This is a genomic window from Nocardia sp. NPDC058058 (assembly GCF_042885355.1).
Classification (GTDB): domain Bacteria; phylum Actinomycetota; class Actinomycetes; order Mycobacteriales; family Mycobacteriaceae; genus Nocardia.
Genome location: NZ_JBHVSA010000002.1, coordinates 1,653,313 through 1,668,709, shown reverse-complemented (window position 1 = coordinate 1,668,709; position 15,397 = coordinate 1,653,313). Strand labels below are relative to the sequence as shown.

At 66.6% G+C, this 15,397-nt stretch carries 13 protein-coding genes; 5 read left to right on the top strand and 8 right to left on the bottom strand.

Annotation, left to right across the window (positions count from 1 at the left end; genetic code table 11):
• The first annotated feature begins 10 nt into the window (after positions 1 to 10).
• The gene (locus ACFVUS_RS22335) at positions 11 to 442 is read left to right on the top strand and encodes a GNAT family N-acetyltransferase (protein ID WP_387769250.1); all 432 of its coding nucleotides are present in this window, start codon (positions 11 to 13) and stop codon (positions 440 to 442) included.
• A 1-nt stretch (position 443) separates the two neighbouring features.
• On the opposite strand, the gene ACFVUS_RS22330 is transcribed toward ACFVUS_RS22335, so the two are convergent.
• Positions 444 to 839: an SdpI family protein gene (locus tag ACFVUS_RS22330; RefSeq protein ID WP_387769247.1), complete on the bottom strand. Its 396-nt coding sequence runs from the start codon at positions 837 to 839 to the stop codon at positions 444 to 446.
• Between the two features lie 265 nt (positions 840 to 1,104).
• Between ACFVUS_RS22330 and leuS the strand changes: the two genes are divergently transcribed.
• A complete protein-coding gene (gene leuS / locus ACFVUS_RS22325; RefSeq protein ID WP_387769244.1) occupies positions 1,105 to 3,981 on the top strand; it encodes a leucine--tRNA ligase in 2,877 nt (958 codons plus the stop codon).
• Between the two features lie 49 nt (positions 3,982 to 4,030).
• Here leuS and ACFVUS_RS22320 read toward each other — a convergent pair whose 3' ends face one another.
• The 4 genes from ACFVUS_RS22320 to ACFVUS_RS22305 all read right to left on the bottom strand — a co-directional run bounded on the left by ACFVUS_RS22320 (position 4,031) and on the right by ACFVUS_RS22305 (position 7,299).
• Entirely contained in the window at positions 4,031 to 4,738 is a 708-nt protein-coding gene (locus ACFVUS_RS22320) for a TetR/AcrR family transcriptional regulator (protein WP_387769241.1), read from the bottom strand.
• A 27-nt stretch (positions 4,739 to 4,765) separates the two neighbouring features.
• Positions 4,766 to 5,554 (bottom strand): polysaccharide deacetylase family protein, encoded by a 789-nt coding sequence (locus ACFVUS_RS22315; RefSeq protein WP_387769238.1) that lies wholly within the window; start codon positions 5,552 to 5,554, stop codon positions 4,766 to 4,768.
• A gap of 74 nt (positions 5,555 to 5,628) precedes the next feature.
• The gene (locus tag ACFVUS_RS22310; protein WP_387769235.1) at positions 5,629 to 6,423 is read right to left on the bottom strand and encodes a polysaccharide deacetylase family protein; all 795 of its coding nucleotides are present in this window, start codon (positions 6,421 to 6,423) and stop codon (positions 5,629 to 5,631) included.
• Between the two features lie 171 nt (positions 6,424 to 6,594).
• Positions 6,595 to 7,299 carry an SDR family oxidoreductase gene (locus ACFVUS_RS22305; RefSeq protein ID WP_387769233.1) on the bottom strand — a complete coding sequence of 235 codons (705 nt, stop codon included), beginning with the start codon at positions 7,297 to 7,299 and terminating at the stop codon, positions 6,595 to 6,597.
• A gap of 314 nt (positions 7,300 to 7,613) precedes the next feature.
• On the opposite strand from ACFVUS_RS22305, the gene ACFVUS_RS22300 reads away from it, so the two are divergent.
• Both ACFVUS_RS22300 and ACFVUS_RS22295 read left to right on the top strand, forming a co-directional pair.
• Positions 7,614 to 8,954 (top strand): glycogen debranching protein, encoded by a 1,341-nt coding sequence (locus tag ACFVUS_RS22300; RefSeq protein ID WP_387769230.1) that lies wholly within the window; start codon positions 7,614 to 7,616, stop codon positions 8,952 to 8,954.
• A gap of 83 nt (positions 8,955 to 9,037) precedes the next feature.
• A complete protein-coding gene (locus ACFVUS_RS22295) occupies positions 9,038 to 9,766 on the top strand; it encodes a glycoside hydrolase family 25 protein (RefSeq protein WP_387769227.1) in 729 nt (242 codons plus the stop codon).
• Here ACFVUS_RS22295 and ACFVUS_RS22290 read toward each other — a convergent pair.
• The 3 genes from ACFVUS_RS22290 to ACFVUS_RS22280 all read right to left on the bottom strand — a co-directional run bounded on the left by ACFVUS_RS22290 (position 9,763) and on the right by ACFVUS_RS22280 (position 13,167).
• Positions 9,763 to 10,488, bottom strand: a complete 726-nt coding sequence (locus ACFVUS_RS22290) for an amino acid ABC transporter ATP-binding protein (RefSeq protein ID WP_387769224.1) — start codon at positions 10,486 to 10,488, stop codon at positions 9,763 to 9,765. The genes ACFVUS_RS22295 and ACFVUS_RS22290 overlap by 4 nt on opposite strands.
• Complete coding sequence (locus tag ACFVUS_RS22285; protein ID WP_387769221.1) at positions 10,485 to 12,257, bottom strand: ABC transporter substrate-binding protein/permease; 1,773 nt, start codon at positions 12,255 to 12,257, stop codon at positions 10,485 to 10,487. The genes ACFVUS_RS22290 and ACFVUS_RS22285 overlap by 4 nt, the downstream gene beginning before the upstream one ends.
• Before the next feature lie 139 nt (positions 12,258 to 12,396).
• Positions 12,397 to 13,167, bottom strand: coding sequence for an LLM class F420-dependent oxidoreductase (locus ACFVUS_RS22280; protein ID WP_387769218.1), 771 nt, complete (start codon positions 13,165 to 13,167; stop codon positions 12,397 to 12,399).
• 101 nt (positions 13,168 to 13,268) lie between these two features.
• On the opposite strand from ACFVUS_RS22280, the gene ACFVUS_RS22275 reads away from it, so the two are divergent.
• Entirely contained in the window at positions 13,269 to 15,326 is a 2,058-nt protein-coding gene (locus ACFVUS_RS22275; RefSeq protein WP_387769215.1) for a heavy metal translocating P-type ATPase, read from the top strand.
• Positions 15,327 to 15,397: the final 71 nt, after the last annotated feature.

The following is a 15,397-nucleotide window of genomic DNA, read 5'->3' as shown; positions in this document are numbered from 1 at the left end:
TGCTGGCCTGATGATCGAGGTAGTCATCGTCACCACGGAGCAGGAGCTGGCCGACGCGTACGCGATTCGAATGAAGGTCTTCGTGGCCGAGCAGGGCGTACCGCCCGAACTCGAACTCGACGAGCTCGACGCGGTCGCCGATCATTTCCTGGCCCGGCTGGACGGGCAGCCGATGGGCGCGGGCCGATTGCTGGTCCGGGAGAACATCGGCCTGCTCGGCCGCCTGGCCGTGCTCGCGGAATCGCGCGGCACCGGTTCGGGCGTGGCGCTGGTGCGGGCCATCGAGGAACGGGCGCGCGAGCGCGGCTTGGCCGCGATCGAATTGCATTCGCAGACCCACGCGCAAGGCTTCTACGAGCGGCTCGGCTACGAGACCTACGGCGAGATCGGTGATGACGCGGGCATCCCGCACATCTGGATGCGCAAGGACCTCGGCCGGTAGCTCAGTTGGCGGCCGGTTCGCAGGCGTCGCGCAGCGAGCAGGAACCGCAGGCGCTGCCGCAGCCGCCGGCGGGTTCCGCCGGGGAGGCCGCTTCCAGGGCCTTCTCGGCGGCGAGCGCGCCCGCGCCGAGGGTGAAGAACGAGATGACCACGGCCAGTACGGCGGTCACCAGGCCCGCGATACCGCCGCCGACCAACGCGACCGAACCGCCCGCGGCGAGCAGCAGCCCGGCCACGATAGAGGTGGGCGCGGCCACGCGATTGGCCAGCTTGAAGTTCTCCTCGGATTCGATCGCCTTCTCGGAGTGAATCCCGAAATAGCGGTTCCCGGGGAGCGTGCCGGTCAGTCCGAGCACTCCGGTGACCACGGCAACAGCCGACAGAACAAACAGAATCATCGCCACTACCAACACGGTGCTCAATTTACCTCCGCTTCGCTCCGGCAGGGCCCGCGGCCCTGAGAGTCCCGAACCTTCCCTCCCTCCGCTCCTCCGCTTCGCTCCCCCGCTCCACTCAGTCCAGAACCGGGACGGTCCGCGGGCCACGAGGGCTTCAGGCCCGGCGCGTGCAGGGTTCTGACCCCTTTTGGGCGCTGAGGTGTGAACGCTTTACCCTGGTGAACGACCTTATCGGGGATCGGCTAGGGATTAAGAAGGCAGGACCGTGCAGGACACTCGTGCAACCGACACACCCACCGCGGGCGCGGCTGGGGCCAGCGATGTGCCCGCACACCGTTACAACGCCGAGCTGGCGGGCCGGGTAGAGCAGAAGTGGCAGGGGGCCTGGCAGGAGCGGGGCACCTTCTACGCCCCGAACCCGGTCGGGCCGCTGCAGGGCGAGACCCCCGCGGACAAGCTGTTCGTGCAGGACATGTTCCCGTACCCCTCGGGCGCGGGCCTGCATGTCGGGCATCCGCTGGGCTATATCGCCACCGATGTCTTCGCGCGCTTCCACCGCATGCGCGGCCGGAATGTGCTGCACGCCCTGGGTTATGACGCCTTCGGCCTGCCCGCCGAGCAGTACGCGGTGCAGACCGGCGCGCATCCGCGGGTCACCACCGAATCCAATATCGCGAATATGCAGCGTCAGCTGGATCGCCTGGGCTTGGGCCACGATCGCCGCCGCTCGTTCGCGACCACCGATCCCGAGTACTACAAATGGACGCAGTGGATCTTCCTGCGCATCTACAACGCCTGGTATGACGCGGGCCTGGGTAAGGCTCGCCCGATCGATGAGCTGATCGCCGAATTCGAGGCGGGTAAGCGCGCCATCAACGGTGACGACCGCGCCTGGAGCGAGCTGTCCCCGGCCGAGCGCAATGCCGTGATCGACTCGTATCGCCTGGTGTACCAGACCGATTCGATGGTCAACTGGTGCCCGGGTCTGGGCACCGTGCTGTCCAATGAGGAGGTCACCGCCGACGGCCGCTCCGAGCGCGGCAATTTCCCGGTGTTCCGTAAGCGCCTGTGGCAGTGGATGATGCGCATCACCGCCTATTCCGATCGTCTGGTCGACGACCTGGACAATCTGGATTGGCCGGAGAACGTCAAGTCCATGCAGCGCAACTGGATCGGCCGCTCGCGGGGCGCGCAGGTCAAGTTCGAGGCGGGCTCGGATGTCATCGAGGTGTTCACCACCCGCCCGGACACGCTGTTCGGCGCGACCTACGTGGTGCTGGCCCCCGAACACGAGCTGGTCGATCGGCTGACCGAGGCCACCTGGCCGTCCGGCACCGATGCCCGCTGGACCTTCGGCGGCGAGGACACCCCGGCGGAAGCCGTTGCGGGATACCGCAAGTCGATCGCGGCCAAGTCCGATCTGGAGCGGCAGGAGAGCAAGGAGAAGACCGGCGTCTTCCTGGGCGCCTACGCCACCAACCCGGTGAACGGCGCGCGCGTGCCGATCTTCATCGCCGACTACGTGCTGAGCGGTTACGGCACCGGCGCGATCATGGCCGTCCCCGGCCACGATCCGCGCGACTGGGAATTCGCCTCCGCCTTCGGCCTGCCCATCGTGGAAGTCGTTGCGGGCGGCGATATCTCGGAGGCCGCCTACGCCGGTGAGGGCACGCTGGTGAACTCCGGTTACCTGGACGGCCTGGAGATCGACGCCGCCAAGGCGCGCGTCATCGGCGAGCTGGAGGCCAACGGCCACGGTAGGGGCACCATTCAGTACAAGCTGCGGGACTGGCTGTTCGCGCGTCAGCGCTACTGGGGCGAGCCCTTCCCGATCGTGTACGACGAGGATGGCGCGGCGCACGCACTGCCGGAATCCATGCTGCCGGTGCTGCTGCCGGAGATGGAGGACTTCGCCCCCGTCACCTTCGATCCGGACGACGCGAATTCCGAACCGTCCCCGCCGCTGGCCAAGGCCACCGAGTGGGTGCATGTCACGCTGGATCTGGGCGACGGCCCCAAGCGGTACCGCCGCGACACCAATGTCATGCCCAACTGGGCGGGCAGCTCCTGGTATCAGCTGCGCTATGCCGATCCGACCAACTCGGAGGCGTTCTGCGCCAAGGAGAATGAGCAGTACTGGCTGGGCCCGCGTACCGCCGAGCACGGCGCGAACGATCCGGGCGGCGTCGATCTGTACATCGGCGGTGTGGAGCATGCGGTGCTGCATCTGCTGTACGCGCGCTTCTGGCAGAAGGTGCTGTTCGATCTGGGCGATGTGTCCAGCTACGAGCCGTACCGCCGCCTGTTCAACCAGGGCTACATCCAGGGCTTCGCCTACACCGATGAGCGCGGTGCGTACGTGCCCGCCGCCGAGATCATCGAGCGGGACGGAAAGTTCTTCTGGACCAACACCTCCGGTGTGGAGATCGAGGTCTTCCAGGAGTACGGCAAGATCGGCAAATCGCTGAAGAACGCCGTCTCCCCGGATGAGATGTACGAGGCGTACGGCGCGGACACCTTCCGCTTCTACGAGATGTCCATGGGTCCGCTGGACGCCTCGCGCCCCTGGTCCACCAAGGATGTCGTCGGCGCGCAGCGCTTCCTGCAACGCGTATGGCGACTGGTGGTCGACGAGGAGACCGGTGCGATCCGCGTCACCGAGGACGAACCGTCGAACGAGGCACTGCGCCTGGTGCACAAGACGATCGCGGGCGTCGACGACGACTACGCCAACCTGCGGGACAACACCGCGGGCGCGAAACTGATCGAGCTGACCAACTATCTGACCAAGAACTTCGGCGACGGCGCACCCCGCGCCCTGGTCGAACCGCTGGTGCTGATGCTGGCCCCGATGTCCCCGCATATCGCCGAGGAACTGTGGGAACGCCTGGGCCACACCGCATCCCTGGCGCACGGCCCGTTCCCGATCGCGGATCCGGCACTGCTGGTGCAGGATTCGGTCGAGTACCCGATCCAGGTCAACGGCAAGGTCCGCAGTCGCGTCAGCGTCCCGGCCGATGCCGATCAGGCAGCGGTGCAGGCGGCGGCGCTGGCGGACGAGAAGATCGCCGAACTGCTGGGCGGTAAGGATCCGCGCAAGATCATCGTGGTGCCCGGCCGCCTGGTGAATATCGTCGCCTGAGCCCAAGGCTCGGACACGACCGGCCCGCCGGGCGCGGCACGGACTCCGATCAGAGTTCGAACTGCACCGGCGGGTCGGCCATCAGCTCGATGATGGGCCGATCCGGATCGACGGCGAAACCGCGACTGCGCGCGAGACCGTCGAAGAGCATCCAGATCGAATCCGCCAGCAGCCGGGTCAATTCGGCCGCGTCCAGATCCTCCGGCCGGGTGTCGAGCCAGCGGGTCACGCCCCCGTCCACCAGTGAGACGATGGCGAAGGCCGCCGGATCGATGCCCGGATGGTGCTGATCGACCACGCCGGCGGCCAGGGTGAACAGCTGCGCGACCCGCAGCGCGATGGCGGCCTTGGTGCCGGTCACCACCGCTTTGCCCGCCGGGTCCGCGCTGCCCGGACCGCGCTCGATCCAATCGTGCAGCCGCTCGTGCACCGTCACCCAGCCGACATAGGTGTCGACAATGCGGAAGATGGTGTCGCGCAGGCTTTCCGCCGGATCGAAGTCCGGCATCATCTGATCGACAACGCCTTCCACCGCGAATTCCCGCGTCTTGGCGTCCAGATCCCCGCGATCACCGAAATGCCGGTAGACCACCGAGCGCTTCACGCCCGCGCGGTCCGCGATCAGCTGTAGCGGTATCTCCGCGCCGGGCTCGGATTCCTCGATGAGCTCGATGTACGCGGCGATGATGGCACGGCGGCGCTCGGTATTGTGATCGCCCCAGCGACCGCCCGAGACCTCCGCCCTGTCCGCTGCCATGCGGACAAGCATCCCATTGCGAACCGGTCAGCCGAGCACCAGGACGTCATTGAGCGTGACCGTGCGCAGATCGCGCTCGCGGATGATGTCGTTCAACTGATCGAAGACATGGGTGACGGTCGGGCGGTTGGCGTGCCCGATCACGATGGACTGCGCGCGGAACCACTGCCGGGCGGCGGTGAGCACCATATCCTCGTTGATCACCGTATTGGTGTCGTTGAGATTGCCGTACCACATGGTCGGCACCGCATAGCCGGAGTCCGCGGCCACCCGATCGACCAGGCCGTTGTGGCGACCGAACGGCGGGCGGTAGAACGGCGTGCCGTCGGTGCCGAAGGTGTTCCACAGGAACGTCTTCGCGCGTTCGATCTGATCGGCGACGGCCCCGGCCGACAGCCGGGTCAGGTCCGGATGATCCCAGGTGTGATTGCCCAGCTGGATCTGTCCCGAATCCACCAGCGGGCGCAGCGCGTCCCGGTGCACCAGCCAGGAGTCGTAGTACGCGGTCACGAAGAAGGTCATGCGAATTCCGGTGCGCCGCGCGAATTCGATGAAACCGCCGACGGTTTCGACGCTCGCGCCGTCATCGATGGTGAGCGCGATATTGTTTCCGTCACCGGGGAGCGCCGAAATCGTGCCCGGCCCGATGGTGGCGCGCGGCAGCAGCGGCGGAATCGTGGTGCCCGGCAGCAGATTCGGTGGGATGAGCCCGGACGAGCCGTTGTCGAACGGCAGGTCGGCATTCGCCTCGCCCGCCCCCAGCAGGGTCGCGGCGGTGCCCGCCGCCAGCAGCGTCAGCAGTCGTCTTCTATCCATGGTCGAACCTTCTTCACTAGCAAACGGCATCCGGAAGGACACCGGAAATTCCACGCCCCCGGGCGATTACGCCCCTAGTGCGATAGCGCCAATACGTCGTTCAACGTGACCATGGCGAGGTTGCGTTCCCGGATGATCTCGACCAGCTGGTCGAAGCAGTGCGTCACGGGCGGGTGATTGGCATGGCCGATGACGATGGTCTGCGGCGTGAAATACTTTCGCGCGCATTCCATCAGGTAGTCCTCGGTGATCAGGCCGGAGTCCGAGATCGAGCCGTACCACATGGTGGGCACGGTGTAGCCGAGGTCGCCCGCGACCTTGTCCACGGTGCCGTTGTGGCGGCCGAACGGGGGCCGGTAGAAGGGTGTGCCGTCGACGCCGAAGGTATTGCGCAGGAACGTCTTCGCCTGCTCCAGCTGCGATGAGACGGCGCTCGCGGACAGCGTGGTCAGATCCGGGTGGTTCCAGGTGTGGTTGCCAAGCTGGATCTGCCCCGAATCCACCAGCGGCCGCAGCGCGTCCTTGTGAATGCTCCACGAGTCGTAATAACCGGTGACGAAGAAGGTGAAGCGGGCCCCGGTGCGCTTGGCGAATTCGATGTACGCGCCGACCACTTCGGGGCTCGCGCCGTCGTCGACGGTGAGCGCCATGGAGTTGCCGGGGCCGGGCAGACCGGTGATGGTGGTGCCGGGCGCGATCGGGGTCTTGGGTCCGGTGGGCCGGGCGGGGAGCAGGCGGGGTGTGGTGCCGGGCGGCTGCGTTCCCCCCGCGGAGCCGGTGTCCAGGGGATCACCCTGTGCCTGGGTGCAGCCCGTGAGGGCGGCCGCCGTGCCCGCAGCGAGCAGCGTGAGCAGCCGTCTTCTGTCCATCGTTGTCGATCACTCCGAAATTCGTTCCGCATGCGGAATCGCCTCAGCCCCGCGCCGGATTCGGGCGGTTCATCCGGTTATATCGAGGCTCGATGAACTGAGCACCAATTCGGCGCGAAACGATTGGAATTCAGGGGGAACGTTAAGGCTGCTCTCAGCTGAAACCCCCGGTCAGCGCGGGATCGGGCGCACCACGATTTCGGTGGGATGCGCGTCACGCGGGGTCTCGACGGCATTGCGCACCATCCACGCCACCGTATCGGCTTTGAGGAATTCGTTCGGCTCATACGGCCGCTGCTCACCCGCCACCAGCTCGCGCTGCATATCGGTGTCGATGCGCCCGGGATGGATCGAGGTCACCCGCAACTCGGGCTCCTCCAGCCGCAGCGCGTCCCCGAAGGCGCGCAGTGCGAACTTGCTCGCCGCGTACACACCCCAGCCCGGATTGGCGCGCAACCCCGCCCCGGAATTGATCAACACCACGTGCCCGCGCGCGGCGCGCAGCGCGGGCAGCGTCACGCGCGTCAGCTCCGATACCGCTATCAGGTTGGCTTCCAACGTATTCCGCCACTGCGCAACGGACGAATCGGCTATTGTTCCCAGGTCGGCGACCCCGGCATTGTGCACCAGGACATCCAGCCGCTCGATCGACTCGGCCTTGCGGGCCACTGCCTCGTAGTCGGTCAGCTGCACCGGCCACCCCGTGGCATCCGGCAATTCTTTCAAGATCGGTTCGAGCGCTTCCGGCGTGCGCGCACCCAGCAGCAGCCGGTGCGTCGGCGCCAGCGCGCGGGCGATGGCAGCGCCCAGGCCGCGGCTCGCTCCGGTGATCAACGCGGTCGGACGGTCACTGCCGGTGCTCGCGGAATTCGCCATGCCCTCACCGTAACCGGGCGCACGGCGCCGACGATGCGTTGGCTAGGCACAGAGGGCTCAAACACACGCGCGTTCGAAAATGTGAAAAGGCGTACACAGTGCAATTCGGCGAACCGGCGTCCTCGGCAGGCACAGCGTCCTACGAGGAGGTGGACATCGCGCCTCGCGACGCGGACACAGCTCCTCGGAGACAGACCGATACGGCGTTACGCCGGGACGGGAACATAGCGTTCTTCGATCACACCCCGCCGCCCGAGCATCCGGTTCGGGACGGACATCGCGCATACCTGCTGGTTCCGTCGCAGAATAGGGCGATGACGCACTCGGGTTTCACGCCAACCCAGCTCGCGGCCCGCGCCGCCTACCTGCTGCGCGGCAATGACCTGGGGTCCATGACCACCGCCGCGCCGCGACTGTATCCGCACATGTGGAGCTGGGACGCCGCGTTCGTCGCGGTGGGCCTGGCGCCGTTGAGTGTGGAGCGCGCGGTGCTGGAAATGGACACGCTGTTGTCGGCGCAGTGGCGCAACGGGATGATTCCGCACATCGTGTTCGCCAATGGCGTGGACGGATATTTTCCGGGACCGAGCCGGTGGGAGTGCCGACGCCTCGCGGCCGACGCCCCGGATGGACCCGATACTTCCGGAATCACCCAGCCACCCGTGCATGCCATTGCGGTGCAACGGATTCTGGATCATTCCCGGCGGCACGGGCGCAGCACCCGCGCGACCGCGGAGGAGTTCCTGCAGCGGCGCTGGCCGGATCTGATGCGCTGGCATCGCTGGCTGGCGTATGCGCGAGATCCCAAGCAGCACGGGCGAATCACGCTCTATCACGGGTGGGAATCCGGCATGGACAATTCGCCGCGCTGGGACCGCGCCTACGCGAATGTGATTCCGGGACCGGATCTTCCGCCGTACGAGCGGGAGGATCTGCATGTCGTCGGCGATCCGACGCAGCGACCCAGTGATCGCGAATACGACCGGTACATGTGGCTGGTGGAGCAGATGCGCCGCTGCGGCTACGACGATTATCAACTGGCCTCGACAATGAGTTTCGCGGTCGAGGACGTGTTCGTCACCGCCATCTTCGCGCTCGCCTGCGATGTGCTCGCCACCATCGGCGAGGACTACAAGCAGCCGAATGCCGATGTGCGCGAACTGCTGGAGTGGGCCGATTACTTCCGATCGGGCGTGGTCGGCACCACGAATCCGCGCACCGGGGTGGCGCGTGACTTCGATGTGCGGGCGGACCGGTGGATCGAGACCGAAACCCTCGCCTCGTTCGCGCCGCTGCTGTGCGGCGGACTGCCGCGCGATGCCGAACGGCGACTGCTGCAACTGTTCGAGGGTCCGCGCTGGTGCGGGCATCCGGATCTGCGCTACGCGCTGCCGCCCTCGACCTCGCCGGTGGCCCGGGATTTCCGGTCGCGCGAATATTGGCGCGGACCGGTGTGGCCGGTGATGAGCTGGTTGTTCTCCTGGGTATTCGCCCGGCGCGGCTGGGCCGAACGCTCGTTCATGCTGCGCGCCGAGGGCCTGCGCCAGGCCAGCGACGGCAGCTTCGCGGAGTACTACGAACCGTTCACCGGTGAGCCGCTGGGCAGCATGCAGCAGTCCTGGACCGCCGCTTCGGTATTGGATTGGCTCGGCTGAATCACTGAGATTCAGCTAACACTTGGACAACACGCGGGCGAGTCGCTGTGTGGGGTGCGTAAGCCCACATAGCGTCCCCTGGCATGGTTCGACGAAGGAAGTTGGCACTGACCACTTTCGCGGTGGCCAGCATTCTCACGGCAATGTCGGCCGCCCCCGCGGCGGCCGATGCGGGCGGGCCGGATGTCTCGTCCTGGCAGCACCTCGACGGGCGCATGATCAACTGGTTCGAGGTGCGCGCCTCCGGCAATCACTTCGCCATGGTCAAGGCCACCGAGGGCGTCAACTACGTGAATCCGTACTTCGTGCCGGACAGCCTGCTCATGCGGGCGGCCGGGGTGGCGCGCGGGACCTACCATTACGCGCGCCCGAACCTGCTGCCCGAGGCGCAGGCCGCGCTGTACGCGGCCACGGTGCTCGGGCAGAACGGACCGCTGGATCTGCCGCCGGTGCTCGATCTGGAGGATTCGGGCGGACTGCCCGCACCGGCGCTCATCGACTGGACGCACCGGTACCTGAATACGGTGCAGGCGTTGACCGGTCGCGTGCCGATCATCTACACCTACCCGCGCTTCTGGCAGACCGCCATGGCGGACAGCAATGAATTCACCCGGTACCCGCTGTGGATCGCCGATTACCGCGGTAACGACGGCCCCGAGGTGCCCGGCGGCTGGCCGAACTGGACCTTCTGGCAGTACACCGATTCCGGCAATGTGCCCGGTATCGCCGGGGGCACCGATATGAACGTATACAGCGGCGCCCAAGGCGATTTCGGCCGATTCGCGAATATGCCGAACTTCGGCAGCAGCTAGAGCACCTGCGAGAGGAACTGTTGCAGTCGCGGGGTCTGCGCCTGATCGAAAAGCGCTTCGGGCGTTCCGGTTTCGACGACCCTGCCGTGGTCCATGAACACCACCTGATCCGATACCGAACGCGCGAAACCCATTTCGTGCGTCACCACGATCATGGACATGCCGCCCTTGGCCAAATCAGCCATGAGCGCGAGCACGCCCTTCACCAGTTCCGGGTCCAGCGCCGAGGTGGCCTCGTCGAAGAACATGACCTGGGGTTTCATCGCCAGTGCGCGGGCGATGGCGACGCGCTGCTGCTGTCCGCCGGACAGGTTCGCGGGCCGCGAATCGGCCTTGCCCGCCAGGCCGACCGCCTCCAACTGCTCCATCGCGAGGGTGCGCGCCTGCTCCTTGGAGAGCCCGTGCAGCTTCTGCGGGCCCAGCGCCACATTCTCGGCGACGGTCTTGTGCGGGAACAGGTTGAAATGCTGGAACACCATGCCGATGCGGCGGCGCAGCTGATCCGGATCATCCTTCAGCACGGATTTCCCATCCAGCAGGATGTCGCCCTTGCTCGGCTCGTGCAGCCGGTTCAGCACCCGCAGCAGCGTGGATTTACCCGAACCGGACGGGCCGATGACGGTGGTGGTCTTGCCGGCGTCGACGTGCACGTCCACCCCGCGCAGCACCTCGTTGCCGCCGAGCGTCACATGCAGTCCGGTACCGGTGAGTGAGGCACTCATGCTCCACGCCCTTCCGTGATGACGGCCTGTTCGACCGGTTCGACCGCCTTCTCGGCGCGGCCGGTGCGCAGGCGGCCGTCGATGTAGTTCACCAGGTGCGTCAGCGGCACCGTCAGCACCAGGTACATCAGGCCCGCCGCCACCAGCGGTGACAGATTTCCGGTCTGCGCGTTGAGGTCTCGGCCGACCGCGAACAATTCGCGTTGCGTGGCAAGCAATCCCAGGAAGTAGATCAGGGAGGAATCCTTGATCAAAGCGATGAACTGATTCATCAGCGCGGGCAGCACCCGGCGCACACCCTGTGGAATAACCACCAGCGACATGGACTGCCGGTAGCCGAAACCGATGGCGCGCGCCGCTTCCAACTGCCCCGGCTCCACCGATTGGATACCGGAGCGGAAGATCTCACCGATATACGCCGAGGACAGCAGCGCCAGCGCCACCACGCCCAGCCAGTACGGGTTGTTGCCGGTGATGTTCTTGACCACCGGGCCGATGCCGAGGCCGATGATCAGAATGATCACCACGGCGGGCAGGCCGCGGAAGATATCGGTGTAAATCCGTGCGGGCCAGCGCAACCAGCGCGTGCGGGAGATGCCCGCCACCGCCAGCAGCATGCCGATCACGGTGCCGAGCGCACCCGAAACCAGCGCCAGGATCAGGGTATTCGGCAAACCGGTCTTGATCAGATCCGGAAAAGCCTTGCGGTACAGCGACCAGTCGAAGAACGTGTCCTTCAACTGCGCGAGCGTGGATTTCGGCTGTACGGCGGTCTGCCCGGCATTGTCACCGGCGTGCTCGGCCGCGATCTTGGCGAAATCCGGGAGCTGCGGGGCGGCAACGGCTTTGGAGCCCGGCTTCCAGCCCGGCGGAATCTCGCGCGGCACCCAGTCTTCGTACAGCTCGGCGTAGGTGCCGTCCGCGATCACCGCGTCCAGTCCGGCATTGAGCGCGTCGGTGAGCGGCTGATTGTCCTTGCGCACCGCCCAGCCGGTGAAGTTGTTGAGGCTGAACGTGTTCTGCACGATCGAGGCCGCGTCGCCCGGCTTGATAATGCCGATGGCCTGCTGCGACGGCGCGACCCAGGCATCGATCTGCCCGGTCTTGAGGTTCGCGTACGCGGTGTTGTAGTCGGGGAACTTCACCGGATCCAGGTGCAGTTCGTTCACCACGTACTCGTCCTGCACGGTGCCCTGCACGACGCCGATGCGGGTGCCCTTGTTCAGGTCCGAGAAGCCCTTGATGCCACCACCGTTCGGGGCGACCAGGGAGAAGTAGCCGAAATCGTAGCCGTTGGTGAAACCGACCAGCTTGCGGCGGGCGTCGGTGGTGGTGATGCTCGACGACGCGGCATCGAAGCGGCCATTGGCCACCTGCGCGAGCAGGCCCGCGAAATCGGTGCCGGTGAATTCCACCTGCAAGCCGATCTTGGCGGCGGCCGCGCGCAGCAGCTCATTGTCGAAACCGGTGAACGTGCCCTTGGAATTGAGGCAGATGCTCGGCGGGGCGTCGGACAGCGTGCCGACGCTCAACTTGCCCGGGGTGAGCAGGCCCAGCTTGGTGATGTCGATGCGATCCAGCGGTTCGGTGGTCGCGGTCGTGTATTTGTCCGAGGACGGGGACTGCTGCCCCGACGCCAGATTCGTCGGGGCGGCGCTGGCGGCGGCCACACCCGGCGGGGAACACAGATCCCCGCCCGAGGGTGCGGCGGACCCCGGTCCGGCACCGAGGGTGACCGCACCCAGGGTGACCAGCAACACCCCCGCCATCGACAGCATGCGAGGTCGGCGGCGGGACCGCCCGGACCTGGTCGTGCGCAAGCAAACCATGACAAAACACCCTAGTGGGGGTGGCCGGTAAAACCAGACTTGCCATCAACGAGAGTCCAGGACGGCCCGTCGGCGTCGGTCAGGAGCGGCTGTCGCGCCAGGCGATGGCCTGTTCGACGGTGCTCAGGTCGTAGTCCGGGCCGCCGACGCCGACGGTGAACAGCGTCGCGCCCTGGGCCACGAAATCCGCGGCCTTGTCCGCGCCCGGCCAATCCACCGACTTCTCGATGCTCGTCACCTCGGTGCCGACCTCGGCGCAGTGCTCGGCGAGAATGCCGGACTTGCGCTTCAGCACCTCCAGATCGGCGAAGCTGTGCCAGATGTCCGCGTACTGGGCGACCAGGCGCAGCGTCTTCTTCTCACCGCCGCCGCCGATGAGGATCGGGATATCGCGCACCGGCTGCGGATTCAGTTTGGCCAGGCGGTCGGTCAGGCGCGCCATGTTTTCCTTGAGCAGCGCCAAACGGCTTCCGGCGGTGCCGAATTCGTAGCCGTACTGCTCGTAGTCCTTCTGGAACCAGCCCGCGCCGATGCCGAGGATGAGCCGTCCGTCACTGATCTGGTCGACGGTGCGGGCCATATCGGCGAGCAGTTCGGGATTGCGGTAGCCGCCGCCGGTGACCAGTGCGCCGAGTTCGACCCGTTCGGTCTGCTCCGCGACCGCCGCGAGCATGGTCCAGCACTCGAAGTGCGCGCCCTCCGGATCGCCGTACAGGGGATAGAAGTGATCCCAGTTGAAGACGATGTCCACCCCGGCGTCCTCGGATCGGCGCACCGCGTCGCGAATCAATCCGTAGTTGGGGGCGTGCTGGGGTTGCAGCTGAACTCCGATACGAACCGGTCGGCTCACGTGGCTCTTCCTCTCGTGGAACTGGATTCCGGTACCTCCGAACGATACGTCCGATTCAATACATGCAGACATACGCATGTATTGCTGTTATGGTGAAAATTATGAACGCGACGGCGAACGAACGGCGAACCGCAAACACCCCGGACCGTCACTCGGCGAACGACGGCGATCACGGACATGGCCTGCTCGGACCACGTATGGAGATGGCCTTCGCCATCGGATCCGGCGTCACCTATACGGGCGGTATGGTCGCCCGCTACCTGCTGGACACCCCGCCGTGGATCGCTGCCACGCTGTTCGGGGCCACCTATCTGCTCGGCGGCTTCTTCACCGTGCGCACCGCGATCAATACCGTGCGGCGCGGGCGGTTCGAGGTCGACTTCCTCATGTTGATCGCGGCGGTCGGCGCGGCCGCTGTCGGCAAGTGGGCCGAGGGCTCGGTACTGCTGTTCCTGTTCAGCCTCGGCCACGCGCTCGAGGAATACGCCATGAGCCGGGCCAAGCGCTCCATCGAGGCGCTCGGCGAACTCGCACCCCGCACCGCACTGGTGCGGCGCGGGCCGGACAAGGTCGTCGAGATCGATGTCGAGGATCTCGAGATCGGCGATATCGTTGTGGTGCGGCCGAATTCGCGCCTGAGCGCGGACGGCATCGTGGTCTCAGGCGTCAGCGCCATCGACGAATCCGCCGTCACCGGCGAGAGCATTCCGGTCGAGAAGCGAGCCGTGGACGATCCGGCCGCCGCACTGGCGAGCCGCACGCCGCTACATGAATCGCAGCGGGTTTTCGCGGGCACCCTGAACGGGTCCGGGGTGCTGGAGATCATGGTCACCAGTAGGTCCGCCGACAGCACCCTCGCGCGGGTGATCGCCATGGTGCGTGACGCCGACACCCAGAAATCGCCGACACAGCGGTTCATCGATCGCTTCCAGGTGATCTACGTGCCCGCCGTCATTCTCGGCGTGCTCGCCGTAATCGGTTACGGCGCTTTCGTTCTCAGCGAGCCGTTCGCGGACAGCTTCTATCGCGCCATGGTGGTGCTGGTCGCGGCCAGCCCCTGTGCGCTCGCCATCGCCACGCCCAGCGCGGTGCTGGCCGGAGTCGCACGCGCCGCGCAGGCAGGTGTGCTCGCCAAGGGCGGCGGGCCGCTGGAATCGCTCGGCCGGGTGCGGTCGATGGCCTTCGACAAGACCGGGACGCTCACCTGGGGACAGCCCCGGGTCACCGATATCGAACCCGCGCGCGAGGACATGCGTGATGACCTGATCGCCACCCTGTTCGCGGTGGAATCGTTCAGTGATCACCCGCTCGCGAGCGCCATCACCCGCGACCTGAAACTGCTGGTGCCCGCCGATACCGAAACCGATGCCACACAGGTGAATTCGGTGACCGGACGCGGAGTGACCGCGCTGGTCGACGGCAGCCCCACCGAGATCGGCAACCTCACCATGTTCGCCGAAATCGATCCCGACGGAGTGCCCGCCGCCATCACCGACACCGTCGACCGCCTGCACGCGGCCGGGCGCACCACCATGATCGTGCGCCGCGGCGGCAGGTACCTCGGCGTGGTCGGGGTGATGGACACCCCGCGCGCCGAGGCGGCCGCGGTGATGGAAAAGCTGCGCGCACTGGGCATTTCCGATCTGGTCGTCATCTCCGGCGACAATCAGCGCGTCGCGGACGCGGTCGCCGACGGTCTCGGCCTCGATGCCGCGCACGGCGGCCTGCTGCCCGAGGACAAGGTCGAGATGATCGGGCGGATCAGTGCCAACGGTGGCACCGCCATGGTCGGCGACGGCGTCAACGACGCACCCGCCATGGTCAATGCCTCGGTCGGAATCGCCATGGGCGCAAGCGGTTCCGCCGTCGCCCTGGAAACCGCCGATGTGGCGCTGATGACCGACGATATCGGCCGCCTGCCCTTCGCCGTCGCCCTGAGCCGCCGCACCGCGTCCATCATCCGCCAGAATCTGACGGTCGCCCTGATCATCGTCGCGGGTCTGGTCCCCGCCACCCTGATCGGACTCCCCATCGGCCCGGCGGTCTTCATCCACGAGGGCTCCACCCTGCTCGTGGTCGCCAACGCCCTACGCCTGCTCCGCTTCCAGCGCGGCGCGGAACACGAAGGCATCGAACACGAGTCGCGCCCGGGTGCCTGATCACGGCTCGGCGGGGCCGTTCACCGGCTGATATCGTGCCCAGGACCCGAGCCCCGGCTCGGGTCCAACCC